This window comes from Haemophilus influenzae (assembly GCF_900475755.1).
In the GTDB taxonomy this organism is placed as follows: domain Bacteria; phylum Pseudomonadota; class Gammaproteobacteria; order Enterobacterales; family Pasteurellaceae; genus Haemophilus; species Haemophilus influenzae_D.
This window is the reverse complement of record NZ_LS483411.1, coordinates 167,933-186,406: the sequence shown is the minus strand read 5'-3', so window position 1 is coordinate 186,406 and position 18,474 is coordinate 167,933. Positions and strand designations below refer to the sequence as shown.

19 protein-coding genes, 1 pseudogene and 1 riboswitch are annotated in these 18,474 nt (G+C 38.8%); of the genes and pseudogenes, 14 read left to right on the top strand and 6 right to left on the bottom strand.

Annotation, left to right across the window (positions count from 1 at the left end; genetic code table 11):
* The first annotated feature begins 7 nt into the window (after positions 1-7).
* From DQN24_RS00965 to DQN24_RS00925, 9 genes are all read left to right on the top strand, one after another.
* Positions 8-790: a YchF/TatD family DNA exonuclease gene (locus DQN24_RS00965; protein ID WP_111695253.1), complete on the top strand. Its 783-nt coding sequence runs from the start codon at positions 8-10 to the stop codon at positions 788-790.
* Positions 791-816: 26 nt separating this feature from the next.
* The gene (locus DQN24_RS00960) at positions 817-1,341 is read left to right on the top strand and encodes a DUF1523 family protein (RefSeq protein WP_005669286.1); all 525 of its coding nucleotides are present in this window, start codon (positions 817-819) and stop codon (positions 1,339-1,341) included.
* A 50-nt stretch (positions 1,342-1,391) separates the two neighbouring features.
* Positions 1,392-2,690 carry a hemolysin family protein gene (locus tag DQN24_RS00955; protein ID WP_021034683.1) on the top strand — a complete coding sequence of 433 codons (1,299 nt, stop codon included), beginning with the start codon at positions 1,392-1,394 and terminating at the stop codon, positions 2,688-2,690.
* Between the two features lie 70 nt (positions 2,691-2,760).
* A complete protein-coding gene (locus DQN24_RS00950; RefSeq protein WP_012055040.1) occupies positions 2,761-2,952 on the top strand; it encodes a DUF5397 family protein in 192 nt (63 codons plus the stop codon).
* A gap of 8 nt (positions 2,953-2,960) precedes the next feature.
* The gene (gene vapD / locus DQN24_RS00945) at positions 2,961-3,239 is read left to right on the top strand and encodes a virulence-associated protein VapD (protein WP_021034684.1); all 279 of its coding nucleotides are present in this window, start codon (positions 2,961-2,963) and stop codon (positions 3,237-3,239) included.
* A gap of 95 nt (positions 3,240-3,334) precedes the next feature.
* Positions 3,335-3,865 (top strand): hypothetical protein, encoded by a 531-nt coding sequence (locus tag DQN24_RS00940; RefSeq protein WP_021034685.1) that lies wholly within the window; start codon positions 3,335-3,337, stop codon positions 3,863-3,865.
* Positions 3,866-3,936: 71 nt separating this feature from the next.
* The gene (gene fruB / locus DQN24_RS00935; protein ID WP_021034686.1) at positions 3,937-5,436 is read left to right on the top strand and encodes a fused PTS fructose transporter subunit IIA/HPr protein; all 1,500 of its coding nucleotides are present in this window, start codon (positions 3,937-3,939) and stop codon (positions 5,434-5,436) included.
* 1 nt (position 5,437) lies between these two features.
* Positions 5,438-6,379, top strand: a complete 942-nt coding sequence (gene fruK / locus DQN24_RS00930; RefSeq protein ID WP_021034687.1) for a 1-phosphofructokinase — start codon at positions 5,438-5,440, stop codon at positions 6,377-6,379.
* A 1-nt stretch (position 6,380) separates the two neighbouring features.
* Positions 6,381-8,051 (top strand): fructose-specific PTS transporter subunit EIIC, encoded by a 1,671-nt coding sequence (locus tag DQN24_RS00925; RefSeq protein WP_111695252.1) that lies wholly within the window; start codon positions 6,381-6,383, stop codon positions 8,049-8,051.
* A 61-nt stretch (positions 8,052-8,112) separates the two neighbouring features.
* Here the strand turns inward: DQN24_RS00925 and DQN24_RS00920 are convergent, their stop codons facing one another.
* Positions 8,113-8,793: a metallophosphoesterase family protein gene (locus tag DQN24_RS00920; protein ID WP_111695251.1), complete on the bottom strand. Its 681-nt coding sequence runs from the start codon at positions 8,791-8,793 to the stop codon at positions 8,113-8,115.
* Positions 8,790-10,031, bottom strand: a pseudogene (nadR, locus tag DQN24_RS00915) (multifunctional transcriptional regulator/nicotinamide-nucleotide adenylyltransferase/ribosylnicotinamide kinase NadR); the annotation flags it as partial. The gene DQN24_RS00920 and the pseudogene nadR, both read right to left, overlap by 4 nt.
* A riboswitch (FMN riboswitch) is annotated at positions 10,008-10,185 on the top strand. Its footprint overlaps the pseudogene before it by 24 nt.
* 88 nt (positions 10,186-10,273) lie before the next feature.
* Between nadR and ribB the strand changes: the two are divergent.
* Positions 10,274-10,921, top strand: a complete 648-nt coding sequence (gene ribB / locus DQN24_RS00910; protein ID WP_050848523.1) for a 3,4-dihydroxy-2-butanone-4-phosphate synthase — start codon at positions 10,274-10,276, stop codon at positions 10,919-10,921.
* A gap of 26 nt (positions 10,922-10,947) precedes the next feature.
* Positions 10,948-11,784 carry a glycosyltransferase family 25 protein gene (locus DQN24_RS00905; RefSeq protein WP_172453968.1) on the top strand — a complete coding sequence of 279 codons (837 nt, stop codon included), beginning with the start codon at positions 10,948-10,950 and terminating at the stop codon, positions 11,782-11,784.
* A 48-nt stretch (positions 11,785-11,832) separates the two neighbouring features.
* Here DQN24_RS00905 and trmL read toward each other — a convergent pair whose 3' ends face one another.
* Positions 11,833-12,315, bottom strand: a complete 483-nt coding sequence (gene trmL, locus DQN24_RS00900) for a tRNA (uridine(34)/cytosine(34)/5-carboxymethylaminomethyluridine(34)-2'-O)-methyltransferase TrmL (RefSeq protein ID WP_111695249.1) — start codon at positions 12,313-12,315, stop codon at positions 11,833-11,835.
* A gap of 10 nt (positions 12,316-12,325) precedes the next feature.
* Positions 12,326-12,907 carry a 16S rRNA (guanine(966)-N(2))-methyltransferase RsmD gene (gene rsmD / locus DQN24_RS00895; protein WP_111695248.1) on the bottom strand — a complete coding sequence of 194 codons (582 nt, stop codon included), beginning with the start codon at positions 12,905-12,907 and terminating at the stop codon, positions 12,326-12,328.
* Between the two features lie 96 nt (positions 12,908-13,003).
* Between rsmD and ftsY the strand changes: the two genes are divergently transcribed.
* The 3 genes from ftsY to ftsX are packed head-to-tail and all read left to right on the top strand — an operon-like array spanning position 13,004 to position 15,838.
* Complete coding sequence (ftsY, locus tag DQN24_RS00890; protein WP_172453967.1) at positions 13,004-14,221, top strand: signal recognition particle-docking protein FtsY; 1,218 nt, start codon at positions 13,004-13,006, stop codon at positions 14,219-14,221.
* Between the two features lie 18 nt (positions 14,222-14,239).
* Positions 14,240-14,896 (top strand): cell division ATP-binding protein FtsE, encoded by a 657-nt coding sequence (gene ftsE / locus DQN24_RS00885; RefSeq protein ID WP_005632750.1) that lies wholly within the window; start codon positions 14,240-14,242, stop codon positions 14,894-14,896.
* A 9-nt stretch (positions 14,897-14,905) separates the two neighbouring features.
* Positions 14,906-15,838, top strand: coding sequence for a permease-like cell division protein FtsX (gene ftsX, locus DQN24_RS00880; protein ID WP_111695246.1), 933 nt, complete (start codon positions 14,906-14,908; stop codon positions 15,836-15,838).
* 94 nt (positions 15,839-15,932) lie between these two features.
* On the opposite strand, the gene DQN24_RS00875 is transcribed toward ftsX, so the two are convergent.
* Together DQN24_RS00875 and DQN24_RS00870 are read right to left on the bottom strand one after the other, a co-directional pair.
* Positions 15,933-17,114 (bottom strand): acetyl-CoA C-acetyltransferase, encoded by a 1,182-nt coding sequence (locus DQN24_RS00875; RefSeq protein ID WP_021034696.1) that lies wholly within the window; start codon positions 17,112-17,114, stop codon positions 15,933-15,935.
* A gap of 14 nt (positions 17,115-17,128) precedes the next feature.
* Positions 17,129-18,472 carry a TIGR00366 family protein gene (locus DQN24_RS00870; RefSeq protein WP_061724943.1) on the bottom strand — a complete coding sequence of 448 codons (1,344 nt, stop codon included), beginning with the start codon at positions 18,470-18,472 and terminating at the stop codon, positions 17,129-17,131.
* Between the last annotated feature and the right edge of the window lie 2 nt (positions 18,473-18,474).

The following is an 18,474-nucleotide window of genomic DNA, read 5'->3' as shown; positions in this document are numbered from 1 at the left end:
AATAATTATGTTTATTGTTGATTCCCACTGTCATTTAGATGCGTTGGATTATGAAAATTTACACAAAAATATCGCAGATGTGGTGGAAAAAGCGTGCGCACGTGATGTGAAACATTTGCTTGCCATTGGTGTGACCTTAAGCCGCTTTGAGCAGGCTTATGACTCTTTACGCGAATTTAATAATGTCTCCCTTGCTTGTGGTGTGCATCCCCTTGATTTTGAAGAAGAACCTTATGACGCAGAACGCTTATTGCGTTTGGTGCAAGATCCGAAAGTGATTGCGATTGGCGAAATTGGATTAGATTATTATTACAGCTCAGACAATAAAGCGGCACAACAAGCGGTGTTTGGTAGCCAAATCGATATTGCAAACCAATTAGATAAGCCTGTAATTATTCATACACGTTCGGCAGGCGATGACACCATTGCAATGTTACGCCAGCACCATGCTGAAAAGTGCGGTGGCGTTATTCATTGTTTTACGGAAACCATGGAATTTGCGAAAAAAGCGTTGGATTTAGGTTTTTACATTTCTTGTTCTGGTATTGTAACCTTTAAAAATGCCGAAGCGATTCGTGAGGTTATTCGTTATGTGCCAATGGATCGCTTATTGGTGGAAACGGATTCGCCTTATATTGCGCCAGTGCCTTATCGAGGAAAAGAAAATCAACCAGCTTATACGAGAGAAGTCTGTGAATACGTGGCAACCCTAAAAGGCGTTTCTGCAGAGGCGTTTGCTCAAATCACTACAAAAAATTTCGAGCGTTTATTTAAAATTCGTGTAGAATAAATGAACAGTTCTGACAAGGGAAAAGTATGCGAAAGTTTTTTAAATATTTCTTATTTATTGTTGTTTTTTTATTCCACGGTTTTATGTTTTCTGTGGTGAATTATGTGTTCCCCCATTATGATGTGACGCGTGTTACTGGCGTAGAAGTAAAACGTGTTGATAAAGATGGGCCAATCACAAAATCGAATCCAGCTGATAGCCCAACACGTGATGTGTATTACATCAATACGCAAAATGATGATGGCAAAATTATGGTGTATCGCAATGAAGATACACGTTGGGGTTTCCCGTTCTACTTCAAATTTGGATCAGCCAATTTACAGGCTGAAGCGCAGGCTTTGGGTAATGACAACAAACTTGTGCAAATTAAATACTATGGTTGGCGTATTACGATGATAGATGAATATCGTAATGCAACCTCAATTAAAGAAATTACTGCTGATGATACACCAAGCAATCCGATTGTTTCGTGGATTTTATATGTATTCTTGCTGGCGACATTATTTTTGTCTATTCAATTTATTCGCGGCTGGTTTGACAGCGACAAGTAATATCCCAAACGGCCGCAAAGTGCGGTCGTTTTCTTTTATATTTTTGAGTAATGATTATGGAATTATTTCATACTATTTTGGCAATTGTGGCTTTAATTTTAAGTAGCGCAGTTGTTTCTTCTGCTGAAATTTCTCTGGCGAGTTCTCGCAAGTTAAAATTGCAATCTCTTGCAAATGAAGGTGACGTGCGTGCGCTTCAAGTGCTTAAATTACAAGAACATCCCGGTCGTTTTATTACGGTGGTTCAAATTTTGTTGAATATGGTGGCGATTTTGGGTGGGGGAATTGGCGAAAGTGCGCTAAGTCCTTACATTGCAGATATTTTAAATCGTTCTTTTGAAGGAAGTTGGATTGAACCAACCGCCTCTACAATCGCTTTTATATTAGTGACTTGTTTGTTTATTTTATTTGCTGATCTTATTCCAAAACGTATTGCTATTACTTATCCTGAAATGGTGGCGTTGCGCGTTGTGGGTATTATGAATTTTAGTATGTATGTGTTTAAACCGCTTGTGTGGTTATTTGATACGCTTGCTAATGCCTTTTTTCGTCTATTTCGCATTTCTACTGTGCGTGAAGATGGCATGACCTCTGAAGATATTTTCGCCGTAGTTGAAGCAGGCGCAGAAGCTGGTGTGTTGAAAACTCAAGAGCATTATTTGATCGAAAACATTTTCGATATGCAAGCCCGTACAGTAACTTCCACCATGACAACCCGTGAAAACATCGTATATTTAGACCGCACTTTTTCTCGCCAAGAAGTCATGGATACGCTTTCTCGTAATTCTCATTCTAAAATTGTGATTTGTGACAATGGCCTTGATAAAATCTTAGGTTATATCGAATCCCATACTTTGCTCACACTGTATTTGCAAAATGAAAATGTGTTGCTGACTGATCCCAAACTACTCCGTAAAGCCTTATTTGTGCCTGATACGCTTTCTCTTTACGAAGTGTTGGAATTGTTTAAATCTACTGGCGAAGATTTTGCCATTATTGTGAATGAATATGCCCTTGTAGTGGGTATTGTTACGCTAAATGATGTGATGAGTATTGTTATGGGGGAATTGGTTTCTAACGAAGAAGAATATATTGTGAGCCGTGATGAAAACTCATGGCTGATTGATGGTGCAACGCCATTAGAAGAGGTTACTCGAGTGTTAGATATTGCTTATTTTCCCGATGAAGAAAACTACGAGACCATCAGTGGTTTTATGATGTATATGTTACGTAAAATCCCGAAAAAGACCGATTCTGTGGTTTACGGAAAATACAAGTTTGAAGTGATAGATACAGAAAACTTTAAAATCGATCAAATTTTGGTGTCTTTAGTAAAAGAGCAGGAGTAGAAGTGCGGTAAATTTTTATCCATTTCTCTACAAAATTATGTTATAAAACCATAAAAATATGAGGTTAAATATGGAACTAAGACAACAAATTCCAACAGGCTGTATTAAGCAATTTGGGCAATTTGGCGTGCCTTATGTGGTTGGCGAGGTTGCGGAATTTTTGCCAGATGGCGATGCGTTGGTAAATATCACATTGTTACAATCTGGAGAAAAAGATATTTATCGCTTATCTCACTTACTTGAAGATCCCGAAGCTGAATAAGGAAAACTATGTACGCGATTGCTTTTGATTTAGTTGTAAAAGACACTCAAGATTATCATCCAAAAGGTGTTCAGCAGGCTTATACAGACATTGGTGCGGTTTTAGCAAAATTTGGTTTTGTTAGAACACAAGGAAGTTTATATACCAATACAAATGAAGATATGGCAAACCTTTTTCAGGCAATGAATGAACTAAAACAGTTGGCGTGGATTTCTCAGTCGGTACGAGATATTCGTGCTTTTCGTATTGAGCAATGGTCTGACTTCACTGACTTTATACGAAGTTAAGCATTTGTTTAAATGGGGCTTATAGGCTTCCTTGCTTAATCCCACGCAGCCAGTATAATGGCTGCGTTTTTATTGGTTCTCAATTAGGTATGACTATGTTTAAAAAAATCTCTGTTTTATTTTTTACGTTAATGTTGGCAGGTTGTTCTTCTTGGTCGTCTATTACTAATTATGTTCCATTTATGGGGGATGATAAAAAAGTGATTGATTTAGATAAAGATAAAATCGATCAGAAATCCTATGCAGCAGCTTATGAAGCGACTGTGGCGACATATAAAGGTCGTGTGAATGAAAATTTCTTTGTAGATAATTTTGCAAGTGGTGCGAATGACTGGTATTTAGGTCGTATTTTAGTTCCTGTGAAACAAATTCAGGATAAACTTTATACAGGCGGTCATGATTCTGATGTATATGCTTATTATAGCGGTGTGTTACATGCGGAAGCATTGCAAGCTAATCTTAAACGTTTGAGTGCAAATTGTTGGGAAAAAGTGGATTCGCAAAGTATGGCGCAAGGTATTTATGATGCGATGCGTGATTTACAAAAAGGCGAAGAGCGCGGAGAAAATGATGAATATATTGTGCAAGGTAGTGAAGTGCTGCTGAAAGCCTGTACATCTAAATAATTGTTTTTCAATAAGCTGCTGGTCGATTTGTTTCATCCGCAGCTTTCTTTTTAAATTATTAAGGAGCAAGAATGTTAGAACTTTCGGAAAGCAACATTCATTTAAATGCTAACGCAGCTGATAAACAACAAGCAATTGAAATGACAGCGTCCGCATTAGTTCAAGCAGACAATGTGGAAAATGGTTATTTGCAAGGAATGTTAGTGCGTGAGTTGCAAACCTCTACCTTTTTAGGCAATGGTATCGCGATTCCTCACGGCACCTTGGATACTCGTTCGATGGTAAAGAAAACGGGCGTGCAAGTGTTTCAATTTCCTCAAGGCATAGAATGGGGCGAGGGAAATATTGCTTATGTCGTGATTGGTATTGCGGCGCGATCTGATGAACATTTGTCTTTGTTACGCCAACTTACTCAGGTTTTGAGCGATGAAGATACCGCAGCGAAATTAGCAAAAATAACTGATATTGCTGAATTTCGCACGATTTTAATGGGCGAGAAAATTGAGCCATTTGAAATTCCTGCTGCCAATATCAGTTTAGACGTAGATACCCAAAGTTTATTAACTTTAGTCGCGATTAATGCGGGTCAATTACAGGTGCAAAGTGCGGTAGAAAATCGCTTTATTTCTGAAGTGATTAATAATGCGGCATTACCGCTTGGCAAAGGATTATGGGTAACGGATTCTGTCGTAGGAAATGTGAAAAATGCCTTAGCATTTAGTCGTGCCAAAACGATCTTTAGCCACAATGGCAAAGCCGTAAAAGGCGTGATAACTGTTGCAGCTGTCAGTGATCAAATTAATCCAACTTTAGCGCGTTTATTAGATGATGAGGTTCAAACAACCTTGCTCAATGGTAATTCAACAGAAATTTTGACCGCACTTTTGGGTTTAGCGTGTGATGTTAAAACTCAATCCGTAGAAGGTGCTGTTGTAGGAACTTTTACAATTCGTAATGAACACGGTTTACATGCTCGTCCAAGTGCAAATTTGGTTAATGAAGTGAAAAAATTCACTTCTAAAATTACTGTGCAAAATCTTACTCGTGAAAGTGAAGTCGTCAGTGCAAAAAGCTTGATGAAGATTGTTGCACTCGGTGTAACGCAAGGACATCGCTTACGTTTTGTGGCTGAAGGAGAAGATGCCAAACAAGCGATTGAATCATTGGGCAAAGCGATAGCCAATGGCTTGGGCGAGAATGTTTCGGCAGTGCCACCGTCTGAACCCGATGCTATTGAGATTATGGGCGATCAAATTCACACACCTGCGGTAACAGAAGATGATAATTTGCCGGCAAATGCCATTGAAGCCGTATTTGTGATTAAAAATGAGCAAGGTTTGCACGCTCGCCCAAGTGCGATATTGGTAAACGAAGTGAAGAAATATAATGCTTCCGTAGCAGTTCAAAATCTTGATCGTAATTCTCAATTAGTCAGTGCTAAAAGCTTGATGAAAATTGTGGCATTAGGCGTAGTGAAAGGGACACGTTTACGTTTTGTTGCGACGGGCGATGAAGCGCAACAAGCTATTGACGGAATCGGTGCTGTGATCGAATCGGGTTTAGGGGAATAGTATGGCAAGCGTCGTAACAATTACCTTAAATACCGCTTATGATTTAGTCGGGCGTTTAAATCGTATTCAACTTGGCGAAGTAAATACCGTAGAAACTCTTGGTTTATTTCCTGCTGGAAAAGGCATTAATGTTGCAAAAGTACTAAAAGATTTAGGCGTTGATGTTGCAGTAGGTGGTTTCTTGGGCGAGGATAATTCAGCTGATTTCGAGCAAATGTTTAATCAGCACGGTTTGGAAGATAAATTCCACCGAGTTGATGGCAAAACGCGCATCAATGTAAAAATTACCGAGACTGAAGCGGATGTGACAGATTTAAATTTCTTGGGATATCAAATAAGCCCACAAGTTTGGCAACAATTTGTGACGGATTCTTTGGCTTATTGTTTAAATTATGACATTGTCGCAGTGTGTGGCAGTTTACCTCGAGGTGTGTCTCCTGAATTGTTTGCTGATTGGTTGCATCAGCTTCATCAAGCTGGCGTAAAAGTTGTGCTTGATAGTAGCAATGCTGCGCTCACCGCTGGATTAAAAGCGAAACCTTGGCTAGTAAAACCCAATCATCGAGAACTTGAGGCTTGGGTTGGTCATCCATTAAAGAGTCTTGAGGAAATTATTGCCGCTGCACAGCAACTCAAAGCGGAAGGCATTGAAAACGTGATTATTTCAATGGGCGCAGAAGGTTCTTTATGGATTAATAATGAAGGCTCGCTCAAAGCAGAACCACCAAAATGTGAAAATGTAGTGAGTACCGTTGGGGCAGGGGATTCAATGGTAGCAGGCTTAATCTATGGTTTTGAAAAAGGTTTATCGAAAGCTGAAACCTTAGCTTTTGCTACGGCTGTGTCCGCTTTTGCAGTGTCTCAAAGTAATGTCGGTGTGAGTGATTTGAGTTTACTTGACCTCATTTTAGAAAAAGTACAAATAACGATGATTGAAGGATAGTATGAAGTTATTTTTAACCCAATCAGCTAATGTAGGCGATGCGAAAGCCTATTTATTACATGAAGTTTTTCGAGCGGCTGCGCAAAAAGCGAATGTCTCTATTGTAGAAACACCAGCCGAAGCAGATCTTGTTCTCGTATTTGGTTCTGTATTACCAAATAACCCTGCTTTAGTTGGTAAAAAAGTCTTTATTATCGGTGAAGCTATCGCCATGATTTCTCCTGAAGTCACGCTGGCAAATGCCTTAGCGAATGGAGCTGGTTATGTTGCACCGAAAAGTGCGGTGAGTTTTACAGGTGTTTCTGGTGTAAAAAATATTGTTGCGGTAACCGCTTGTCCGACAGGCGTTGCGCATACGTTTATGTCAGCCGAAGCGATTGAAGCCTATGCGAAAAAGCAAGGTTGGAATGTAAAAGTTGAAACCCGTGGTCAAGTTGGGGCTGGTAATGAAATTACTGTAGAAGAAGTCGCGGCGGCTGATTTGGTATTTGTTGCAGCAGATATTGATGTGCCTTTAGATAAATTTAAAGGTAAACCCATGTACCGCACTTCAACAGGATTAGCCTTGAAGAAAACCGAGCAAGAATTTGATAAAGCATTTAAAGAAGCCAAAATTTTCGATGGTGGAAATAATTCGGAATCGAAAGAAGAAAGCCGTGAGAAAAAAGGTGTGTACAAACACTTGATGACTGGTGTTTCTCATATGTTACCGTTAGTGGTTGCGGGTGGGTTGTTGATCGCGATTTCCTTTATGTTCAGTTTTAACGTAATTGAAAATACAGGAGTTTTTCAAGATCTTCCCGATATGTTGATGAATATCGGCGGAGGTGTGGCGTTTAAATTAATGATCGCCGTGTTTGCTGGTTACGTTGCATTTTCTATCGCTGATCGTCCAGGGCTTGCAGTTGGTTTGATTGCTGGGATGTTGGCAAGTGAAGCGGGCGCTGGGATTCTTGGCGGTATTATTGCTGGTTTTTTAGCCGGCTATGTGGTGAAAGGGCTGAATGTGATTATTCGATTGCCAGCAAGCTTGACTTCATTAAAACCGATTTTAATTTTACCGCTCTTAGGTTCGATGATTGTTGGTTTGACGATGATTTATCTCATCAATCCACCAGTGGCTGAAATTATGAAAGAGCTAAGTAATTGGCTTACTTCAATGGGCGAAGTGAATGCGATTGTGTTAGGCGCAATTATCGGTGCAATGATGTGTATCGATATGGGCGGACCGGTAAATAAAGCAGCGTACACTTTTTCGGTTGGATTGATTGCTTCCCAAGTTTATACGCCAATGGCTGCGGCAATGGCAGCAGGTATGGTTCCACCAATTGGTATGGCAGTTGCGACTTGGATTGCTCGCAATAAATTCACAGTTAGCCAACGCGATGCAGGGAAAGCATCATTTGTCCTTGGTTTATGCTTTATTTCTGAAGGCGCATTACCATTTGTGGCAGCAGATCCAATTCGTGTCATTATTAGCTCAGTGATTGGTGGTGCGGTGGCTGGTGCGATTTCAATGGGATTAAATATTACATTACAAGCTCCGCACGGCGGATTATTTGTCATTCCATTTGTATCTGAGCCGTTGAAATATCTTGGTGCAATTGCGATTGGTGCTTTATCAACAGGTGTAGTTTACGCTATCATTAAATCGAAAAACAATGCGGAATAATACCGCACTTTGAATGTAAAAAAGCCGATTCATTTGAATCGGCTTTTATTTTGGAATAGATTTATTTTTCACGATCATCGATGGTTTGTAGTAAATAATATCCTTCGGCATCAGCAAGACTGCGGAAACCTACATTTGTGATTTTGTAGGGATAGTTTGTTCGATAAGTAAAGTTTTCGTGATGATGTCCGTGGAATACTTGCTTAACCCCCATCTTCATTGCCAAATCATTAATTACTTGGAAACCCATCGGATGTGGCTTAGGAGCTTCGTGACAAATCAACACATCCGCTTGTTGGTTTTCTAAGATTTCAATATCTGATGGAAAAATTGACGTGCGATGACGCAAAGGCACACCGCCTCGCCAGATTTTCTCTTGTGGACTATATTGACAATAATGAATAGGATCAAAAAACATGGGGCGATTTGGCGGAATCCAGATTTGCCCGCGGAATACACCGCCTAATCCCGCAATGCGGGTTCCTTGAATATCAACTACGCGATTGTGTAAATTACGTGATTGCCACTCAGAACCCCAAATTGAATCAAAAGCACTAATGGTTTTGCTATCATGATTACCATGAATAAACCAAATATCACAATGTTGTGCGAGTTTATCCAATTCATCTGCTGTCGTGAGCTGTAAATCGCCTAAAATTATCAGTGCGACATTTTCCTGTTCTTTTATAAAAGGGTAAATGTGATCATAGCTTCCGTGCGGATCTCCAGCAAATAAAATCATTGAGATATCCCCTTTATAGGAAAAGTTGTGTTTTGTAATTCACTGATTTCTTCTTCATTTAACACTTTCTCAATGACGGCTTTAACTTGGTTATAACGTTCAAGATAACTTGGCGATTCAATCTCTATGTAAGGAACTTTATATTTATCTAACAGTTTTTTGAGTAGTTGTTGAAATTGTTGGCGTTGCTTTTGTGAACCTAAGCTACGCAAGCCATCATCCACCCATTCAGTATTATTTTTAAGCAAAATAGTGACATCGAAAGGATATTCTTTAATCATTGAGTCTAAAAATGGGTGGGCTTTTCCTTCATATTGAATACAGAACGCTTGCGTAGTGATGAAATCCGTATCAATAAATGCAATTTTATGTGCATGGCGAACTGCATAATCAATGTATCGTTGATGACCAAGAGCCATTTGCGGATAATCAGAATATTGCATGGCCTGCTCATTGCCACCGAGCTTTTCAAATACAAATTCACGTCCGTATTCCCATGCGGAAGTGGTATTAAATACGGCGGCTAATTTATTCACAAGCACGCTTTTACCACTGCTCTCTCCTCCTAAAATCGCTACCGTTTTGGCAAAGAAAGGACGAACTTCTTTCGGAATAAATTTCCAATATTGGAATGGTGTCGTACGAATTTTAGTGGCGGACACATTAAAGAAAGTGCGGTCAGGATCGACTAACGAAACTTCTAAACCTAAGTATTTTTCGTAAGGTGCTTTATCTTGAGGTTCGCTACTAAATACGATTGAAGGTTCAAAATGTTTTTCATGAAATAGGGTTTTAACCGCTTCACTCCAAGATTGCCAGCCATTTGGATAACTTGGAATACCGTCTTCAACCAAATGATGAATAAAAATCTGATTTTTTTGATATTTGAAAATTTGCTGCATCCAACGCAAACGATCCTGTACGGTTGGCATACGTTTCATTTTACTATCGTAAAACAATTTCAAATCGCGCTCCGTATCACTACACACGATAACGTGTAGTTCATCGACTTTACTGAACGCTTCATAAATCATATTTATATGACCTGTATGTACGGGATAAAATTTCCCGAAAATGACACCGACTTTTTTCTCTTTTGTTTTTGACATAATCCGTTCTTGATAGCGTAAGAATTGAGTGTGTTTATTGTAGGATAAATGAAAATATTTTTCACGTTCTGATTTAGTGCCTAGATATTTTGCGTTATACTTAGCACGCATTCTCAGGGCAGGGCGAAATTCCCTACCGGTGGTAAAGCCCACGAGCGTTTAAAAGTGCGGTCAATTTTTGGCAAATTTTTCTTGCTAAATTGTCCTGATTTTCACTTTTAAAGTCAGCAGATTTGGTGAAATTCCAAAGCCGACAGTAAAGTCTGGATGAAAGAGAATAAAACGAATTGGGTTCCCAAATCGTTCATTTTATTTGCATTTCTCAGCCCTGATTCTGGTATTTAATTGAAATCTCAAATTAGGAAATTACTATGAATCAGTCAATTTTATCTCCATTCGGCAATACCGCTGAAGAACGCGTACTTAACGCAATTAATGCCTTCAAAAAGGGAAATGGCGTATTAGTTTTAGATGATGAAGATCGTGAAAATGAAGGCGATTTAATTTTCCCAGCAGAAACAATCACGCTAGAACAAATGGCAAAATTAATTCGTTATGGCAGTGGTATCGTTTGTTTATGTATTACCGATGAACGTTGCCAACAACTCGATTTACCGCCAATGGTAGAACACAATAATAGCGTAAACAAAACGGCTTTCACTGTAACGATCGAAGCCGCGAAAGGTGTTTCTACAGGTGTATCTGCCGCAGACAGAGTCACAACTATTCAAACGGCGATTGCTGATAATGCACTTCCAACAGATTTACATCGTCCTGGTCATATATTTCCACTTCGTGCAGCAAATGGTGGCGTACTTACTCGCCGTGGACATACTGAAGCGTCCGTTGATTTAGCGCGTTTAGCAGGATTTAAAGAAGCAGGTGTGATTTGTGAAATCACGAATGATGACGGCACAATGGCTCGCACCCCCGATATTGTAGAATTTGCAAAGAAATTTGGTTATTCTGTGCTAACCATTGAAGATTTAGTTGAATATCGTTTAGCACATAATATTTAAAACGAAGAAGTGCGGTGAAAATTTCTATGATTTTTTTACCGCACTTTTTATATTATACTGTTCCAACTTTTTATTTATTTGGGTTACTTATTATGCATAATGCAGCTCAGCACAATTATGTTATCAGTTTAACTACTGAACAAAAACGCCGAAAACACATTACCGAAGAATTCGGTAAGCAGAATATTCCTTTCGAATTTTTTGATGCTATTACGCCCGATATTATTGAAGAAACCGCTAAAAAATTTAATATAACCTTTGATCGTTCATCAAAAGCAACTTTGTGTGATGCTGAGATAGCCTGTGCATTAAGCCATATCGTTTTATGGAATTTCGTTTTAGAAAATAATTTAGATTATATTAATATTTTTGAAGACGATATTTATTTGGGAGAAAATGCAAAAGAATTATTGAATATTGATTATATACCTGAAGATACTGATATATTGAAGTTAGAAGCTCATGGAAAAATAATTTATGGAAAGCGTGAGCAAATAAAATGTAATAGAAATATTTCCCGATTGAAATTCAAGCATACTGGAATGGCTGGCTATTCAATCACAGCTAAGGGTGCTAGATATTTATTGAATAACATAAGAAATAAACAACTTTATCTTGCTATTGACACTCTAATTTTTGATGAATTATTAAGCCAAAAAGATTATAAAGTTATGCAACTTTCCCCTGCAATATGCACTCAAAGTTTTATTCTGCATGATGAAAATTATTTTGAGAGTAGTTTGCATAATGGCAGAGAAAAAGTACATAAAAACCAAATTCCAGCTAAACCTTTAGATAAAATAAAAAATGAACTAATTAGAATAAAAAGACGGATATTCGGAAAACAAGTTCCATTTAAATAACAAAAGTGCGGTTAAAAATCTTATTAAATTTTAACCGCACTTTTTTGTTTATTTTACTTCTGGTAAATTTACCGCACCTTTATAGCCTAATTGTCGCCACGCTTCATAAACCGTTACTGCAACCGAATTAGACAAGTTCATACTGCGGCTATTGGCTGTCATTGGAATGCGGATTTTTTGTTCCAGCGGCATTTCATTTAAAATTGACATCGGAATGCCACGAGTTTCTGGGCCAAACATTAAATAATCCCCAAGTTCAAATTTTACTTGGCTATGTGCTGGACTGCCTTTTGTTGTGAGTGCCAAGAGACGTTGGGGTTTTTCGCTTTCTAAAAAGGCTGTAAAAGTCTTGTGGCGTTTGATTTCCGCAAATTCGTGATAATCCAAACCTGAGCGGCGTAAGCGTTTATCATCCCAAGTGAAACCTAGGGGTTCAATTAAGTGCAAGCGAAATCCTGTATTGGCACAAAGGCGGATAATGTTACCGGTATTTTGTGGGATTTCTGGTTCATATAAAACAATATCTAACATAATTTTCTCTCTAATTCTGATATAAACGATATCTTACCATTCCTGTGGTTTTTTCTTTCAATAACGTCCAGTTTTCTGGTGTGATGAGTGGTTTATCTTTCTCTGTTTCTACGTAAATTAACGCATTGGGTTTTAGCCAATTATTTTCACAAAGCAAGTTAATTGCTTGTTCTGCTAAATTAAAATGAAAGGGAGGATCTAAAAACACGACATCAAAGTGCGGTTGATTTTGTGGCTGTTTTAGAAAATCCAAACTACTTTGATTAATCACTTCAGCCTGTTCTGATGAGCATTTGAGCGTTTGTAAATTCTTTTTTAATTGATTGGCGACGGTTTTATCTAATTCTAAAAAAGTCACCTTTTTCGCTTGGCGAGAAAGTGCTTCAAAACCTAATGAACCACTCCCCGCAAAGCCATCTAAACATTCAGATTGGTGGATATAAGGCATTAACCAATTAAAAAGCGTTTCTTTCACTCTATCGCCAGTTGGGCGTAAGCCTTCAGAATTTAATACTGGAAGTTTTCGACCTCGCCATAGCCCAGCAATAATGCGAACCTCGCCCTTTGCATTTGGCGTTTGTATTTTTTTCATAAAGATTCGATTTTTATTGAAAATTGTGCTTAGTTTAGACGATTTTTTGCTAGAATAAACGACATTTTTATCGGATTACAGTTAAGAGAGCATTTTATGGCTGAAGAAAATAAAAAAGGCGGATTTTGGGCATCGTTATTTGGGCGTAATAAAAAGCAAGATGAACCTAAAATTGAGCCGAAAATTGAAGAAGAAAAGATTAAAGATGTCGAGCCGTCTATTGAAAAATTTGAAGCTAATGATTTAGTCGAAGAAGAAAAAATACAGGAAATTTCAACCGCACTTGAGCCAGTTGCACTTGAGCTAGTCGAAGAAATCATCGAAGCGAAAAATTTAGAAGATGATCTTCAGCCCGTTGTTGAAATTGAAACTCGCGAAAAGCCAAGTGAAGGGGGCTTTTTTAGTCGTTTAGTTAAGGGATTACTGAAAACTAAACAAAATATTGGCGCGGGTTTTCGTAGTTTTTTCTTAGGAAAGAAAATTGATGATGAGTTGTTTGAAGAATTAGAAGAACAACTTTTGATTGCGGATATTGGCGTGCCGACAACAAGTAAAATCATCAAAAATTTGACTGAACACGCAAGTCGCAAAGAATTACAAGATGCCGAGCTTTTATATCAACAATTAAAAGTAGAAATGGCGGATATTCTTGAGCCAGTAGCACAACCTTTAGAGATTGATAGCACGAAAAAACCTTATGTGATTTTAATGGTGGGCGTAAATGGCGTAGGTAAAACGACGACAATTGGTAAGCTTGCACGTAAATTTCAGTCTGAAGGAAAATCAGTGATGCTTGCGGCGGGCGATACTTTCCGTGCAGCGGCCGTTGAGCAGCTTCAAGTTTGGGGAGAACGTAATCATATTCCAGTTGTTTCGCAAAGCACTGGCTCTGATTCTGCATCGGTAATTTTTGATGCGATGCAATCAGCGGCTGCACGCAATATTGATATTCTTATTGCGGATACGGCGGGTCGTCTTCAGAATAAAAATAACTTAATGGACGAACTGAAAAAAATTGTTCGTGTTATGAAAAAATATGATGAAACTGCGCCACACGAAATTATGCTTACGCTGGATGCTGGCACGGGACAAAATGCCATTAGCCAAGCGAAATTATTTAATGAAGCTGTGGGTTTAACAGGAATTTCACTCACAAAATTAGACGGTACGGCAAAAGGTGGTGTGATTTTTGCCATAGCCGATCAGTTTAAGTTGCCTATTCGCTATATCGGTGTAGGCGAGAAAATTGAAGATTTACGTGAGTTTAATGCCAAGGAATTTATTGAAGCATTATTCATTCATGAAGAAGAATAAAAAGAATAAGGAAAAATTGTGATTAAGTTCTCAAATGTTTCTAAAGCCTATCATGGTGCAACGCAGCCAGCGTTACAAGGCTTGAATTTTCATCTTCCAGTGGGAAGTATGACTTACTTAGTTGGGCATTCAGGCGCTGGGAAAAGTACATTACTCAAGCTTATTATGGGAATGGAAAAAGCCAATGCTGGTCAGATTTGGTTTAACGGGCACGATATTACTCGCTTGTCAAAATATGAAATTCCATTTTTGCGTCGCCAAATCGGTATGGTTCACCAAGATTATCGTTTATTAACAGATCGTACTGTGGTGGAAAATGTGGCATTGCCATTGATTATTGCAGGTATGCATCCAAAAGATGCGAATACTAGAGCAATGGCATCTTTAGATCGTGTAGGATTGCGTAATAAAGCCCACTATTTGCCACCACAAATTTCAGGCGGGGAGCAGCAACGCGTTGATATTGCGCGTGCGATTGTACATAAACCTCAACTTTTATTAGCAGATGAACCAACGGGTAATTTAGACGATGAACTTTCTTTAGGCATTTTTAATTTGTTTGAAGAATTTAATCGTCTCGGAATGACAGTGTTAATTGCTACTCACGACATTAATTTAATTCAACAAAAACCAAAACCTTGTCTTGTGCTTGAACAAGGTTATTTACGTTATTAAGGAATAATCATGAGCCGATCAACGGATGCATCTGTTTTTGTTCAAACAGCCTATACTTTGCGTGCAGTATGGGTAGATTTATGGCAACGTAAATTTGGCACGCTGCTCACGATTTTGGTTATTGCTGTGTCTCTGACAATCCCAACCGTGAGCTATTTAATGTGGAAAAATTTACATTTAGCGACCACTCAATTTTATCCTGAAAGTGAATTGACGATTTATCTTCACAAAAATTTAAGTGAAGAAGATGCGAATTTAGTGGTAGAGAAAATTCGTCAGCAAGAAGGGGTGGAATCCCTTAATTATGTTTCTCGCCAAGAAAGCTTGAGGGAATTTAAAAGCTGGTCTGGCTTTGGAGAAGAATTGGAAATTTTAGATGATAATCCATTACCTGCGGTCGTGATGGTAAAACCGACGAGCGAATTTAATGTGTCAGAAAAACGTGATGAGTTACGTACCAATTTAAATAAAATCAAAGGGGTACAAGAAGTTCGCTTGGATAACGATTGGATGGAAAAATTAACCGCACTTTCTTGGTTAATCGCCCATGTGGCAATTTTCTGCACTGTATTAATGGCGATAGCGGTATTCTTGGTTATTGGTAACAGTATCCGCTCTGATGTGTATAGTAGCCGATCAAGTATTGATGTGATGAAATTGCTTGGTGCAACAGATCAATTTATTCTCCGTCCTTACCTTTATACAGGGATGATTTATGCTGTATTAGGTGGATTAGCCGCTGCAATTTTTAGTAGTTTTATTATCAGCTATTTTACCTCTGCAGTGAAATATGTAACGGATATTTTTGCCGTCCAATTCAGTTTGAATGGATTAGGCGTTGGCGAATTTATATTCCTATTAGTGTGCTGTTTAATTATGGGCTATGTTGGGGCGTGGATTGCCGCGACAAGGCATATTGCGATGATGGAGAGGAAAGAATAATTGGATATCAAAAGAAAAGCGAATTTCTTAAAAGAAATTCGCTTTTTTAGTTAGAAGTGAAATATTTCGCTGTTGTAGTTTAGGAAGTAAATGGTTATAAGCGTTCTACAATCATAGAAATACCTTGACCACCGCCAATACAAAGTGTAGCAAGCCCAAGTTTTTTATCTTTTTCGATAAGATTGTGCAATAACGTTACTAAAATCCTTGCACCACTCGCGCCGATTGGATGCCCAAGTGCGATAGCTCCACCATGAATATTGGTTTTATTCATATCCAAATTGAGATCTTTGCCAACACCTAAGAATTGTGAGGCAAAGGCTTCATTTGCTTCTATCAGATCGATATCATCAAGATTTATTCCTGCTTTTTTCAATGCTTTTTGCGTTGCTGGAACTGGACCTAATCCCATAACAGATGGATCTACCCCACCGCTGGCATAGCTTCTAATTTTTGCAATGGCTTTTAATCCAAGTGCATGAGCTTTGCTTTCGCTAACTAAAATAAGTGCTGCAGCACCATCATTAATGCCAGAAGCGTTACCTGCGGTGACAGTACCCTCTTTTTTGAAAGCAGGTTTTAATTTAGCTAAACCTTCAGCTGTGGTATCTGCTTTAGGATACTCGTCTCGTGAAACAATAATGTCTCCTTTGCGAGTTTTTACCATAACAGGGACAATTTCCTTATCAAATACACCTAATTGCACGGCTTGAGATGCTAAGGTTTGTGAACGTAATGCGAGTTCATCTTGTGCTTGGCGGCTAATGCCATATTGTTCTGCAATATTTTCGGCAGTAATCCCCATATGATAGTGATTGCTAGCACAAGTTAGTCCGTCTTCAATCATTGTGTCCCTTAATGTGAGATTACCCATTTTGACGCCTTGTCGTACTTTGCTATCTAAAAGATAAGGTGCTTGGCTCATATTTTCCATGCCACCCACAACAACAATATCAGCATCACCACTGATAATAGACTGTGCACCTAATGCGACACTTTTTAGACCAGATCCACATACTTTATTGATTGTTAAAGAAGGGATTTCTTTCTCTATTCCTGCTTTTAATGCTGCTTGACGGGCTGGATTTTGCCCTAGTCCTGCTTGTAATACGTTCCCCATGATGACTTCATTAACTAATGCACTTTCAATATTGGCACGTTTGATGGCTTCTTGTATCACAATTGCACCTAAATCAACCGCACTTACGGAAGATAATGCACCATTAAAGCTGCCGATCGGTGTTCTAACTGCACTAATAATAACAACATTTTCCATTTTTAACTCCTTTTCTATAAGAAATATAAACCAATAATAAAAATTGGTGCGGTGAAGATAAGTGCGGTCATGCAGAAGCCCATAATATCTCTCACGCCAAGCCCTGCGATACCCAGTGCTGGTAATGCCCAAAATGGCTGAGCCATGTTCATCCACTGCTCACCATAGGCAATTGCCATTGTAGACTTACCTAGATCTGCACCTAATGCTTGAGCAGCAGGGATAACAAATGGTCCTTGGATGACCCAGTGACCGCCACCAGAAGGCACTGCAAAGTTAATAAAGGCAGAACTAAAGAAGGTTAATAATGGGAAAGAATCTTTGTTAGCAACATTGATAAAGAATTCGGTGATTAAACCACCTAAGCCTGAATGCTCCATCATTAGTTGCACACCCGCATAGAATGGGAATTGCACTAAGATCCCTGCTGTGCTTCGTGTGGCATTAATAATTGCTCGCATATAGGCCATTGGTGAGCCATGAAGCACAATTCCTGTGATTAAGAAAATAAGGTTTACATTATTAATTGTGAGATTGAATCCATTTTTGTAGAAATATATACCGAGGTAACTATATCCTAATGCCCCGATTGTATAGGCTAAGAAGCGACTTTCTTCCATTTTTTCAGCAAGTGTTGCATCTTTATCCAATTTTTTATCAAATGTTGGATCGGGCGCAATAAGTTTTGGATCAATACTTTTTGCTTCGCCATTTTTGGGCATCATCATATAGGTAATGAAAGGCAAGCAAATGACTAAACTTAACGTGATAAAAATATTGTACCCAGAGAAAAGCGTACTAACTGCAGGAATAATACCTTGTGGGTTGCTTTCGCTCACCATTAAATGAGCAACTGGGTTGCCTGGTGTTGCGGCTAAAAGTGGCATTGAGCCTGAAAAACCTCCACCCCATGTCATAAATGCAATATAGGCGCAGGCAATCAGTAAGGCGTAGTCACTGCCTTTTATTCTCCGCGCGACTTCTTTTGCAAACATCGCACCAACGACCAAACCAAAGCCCCAGTTAATGATACAGGCAATTGAACCCATAAACGTAACTAAGACAACACCTTGTGCTGGTGTTTTTGCTATTGAAGCGATTGTAGAAAGAAACTTACGAATTTGTGGTGAGGTTGCAAGAGCATTACCAGTTACGACAATTAATGCCATTTGCATACCAAAACCAAGTAAATTCCAAAAGCCATTACCCCACATATTAACTAAATCAACAGGTGTACTATCGGTTAATCCCCAAGCACAAATGAATGTGACAAAGGTGAGTAACACGGCAAAAATAAGTGGGTCTGGCAGGTATTTACTGACGAATGTCGTCATAAAACGAGAAACGCGATTAATCATAA

Bases quoted from the DNA above. Each gene is read 5' to 3' on its own strand.
- DQN24_RS00925 (WP_111695252.1), top strand. From the start codon at position 6,381: ATGAAGTTATTTTTAACCCAATCAGCTAATGTAGGCGATGCGAAAGCC.
- DQN24_RS00920 (WP_111695251.1), bottom strand. From the start codon at position 8,793: ATGATTTTATTTGCTGGAGATCCGCACGGAAGCTATGATCACATTTAC.
- ftsY (WP_172453967.1), top strand. From the start codon at position 13,004: ATGGCTGAAGAAAATAAAAAAGGCGGATTTTGGGCATCGTTATTTGGG.
- vapD (WP_021034684.1), top strand. From the start codon at position 2,961: ATGTACGCGATTGCTTTTGATTTAGTTGTAAAAGACACTCAAGATTAT.
- DQN24_RS00940 (WP_021034685.1), top strand. From the start codon at position 3,335: ATGTTTAAAAAAATCTCTGTTTTATTTTTTACGTTAATGTTGGCAGGT.
- ribB (WP_050848523.1), top strand. From the start codon at position 10,274: ATGAATCAGTCAATTTTATCTCCATTCGGCAATACCGCTGAAGAACGC.
- DQN24_RS00965 (WP_111695253.1), top strand. From the start codon at position 8: ATGTTTATTGTTGATTCCCACTGTCATTTAGATGCGTTGGATTATGAA.
- DQN24_RS00960 (WP_005669286.1), top strand. From the start codon at position 817: ATGCGAAAGTTTTTTAAATATTTCTTATTTATTGTTGTTTTTTTATTC.
- ftsX (WP_111695246.1), top strand. From the start codon at position 14,906: ATGAGCCGATCAACGGATGCATCTGTTTTTGTTCAAACAGCCTATACT.
- DQN24_RS00955 (WP_021034683.1), top strand. From the start codon at position 1,392: ATGATTATGGAATTATTTCATACTATTTTGGCAATTGTGGCTTTAATT.
- rsmD (WP_111695248.1), bottom strand. From the start codon at position 12,907: ATGAAAAAAATACAAACGCCAAATGCAAAGGGCGAGGTTCGCATTATT.
- DQN24_RS00875 (WP_021034696.1), bottom strand. From the start codon at position 17,114: ATGGAAAATGTTGTTATTATTAGTGCAGTTAGAACACCGATCGGCAGC.
- trmL (WP_111695249.1), bottom strand. From the start codon at position 12,315: ATGTTAGATATTGTTTTATATGAACCAGAAATCCCACAAAATACCGGT.
- fruB (WP_021034686.1), top strand. From the start codon at position 3,937: ATGTTAGAACTTTCGGAAAGCAACATTCATTTAAATGCTAACGCAGCT.
- DQN24_RS00870 (WP_061724943.1), bottom strand. From the start codon at position 18,472: ATGATTAATCGCGTTTCTCGTTTTATGACGACATTCGTCAGTAAATAC.
- DQN24_RS00905 (WP_172453968.1), top strand. From the start codon at position 10,948: ATGATTTTTTTACCGCACTTTTTATATTATACTGTTCCAACTTTTTAT.
- fruK (WP_021034687.1), top strand. From the start codon at position 5,438: ATGGCAAGCGTCGTAACAATTACCTTAAATACCGCTTATGATTTAGTC.
- DQN24_RS00950 (WP_012055040.1), top strand. From the start codon at position 2,761: ATGGAACTAAGACAACAAATTCCAACAGGCTGTATTAAGCAATTTGGG.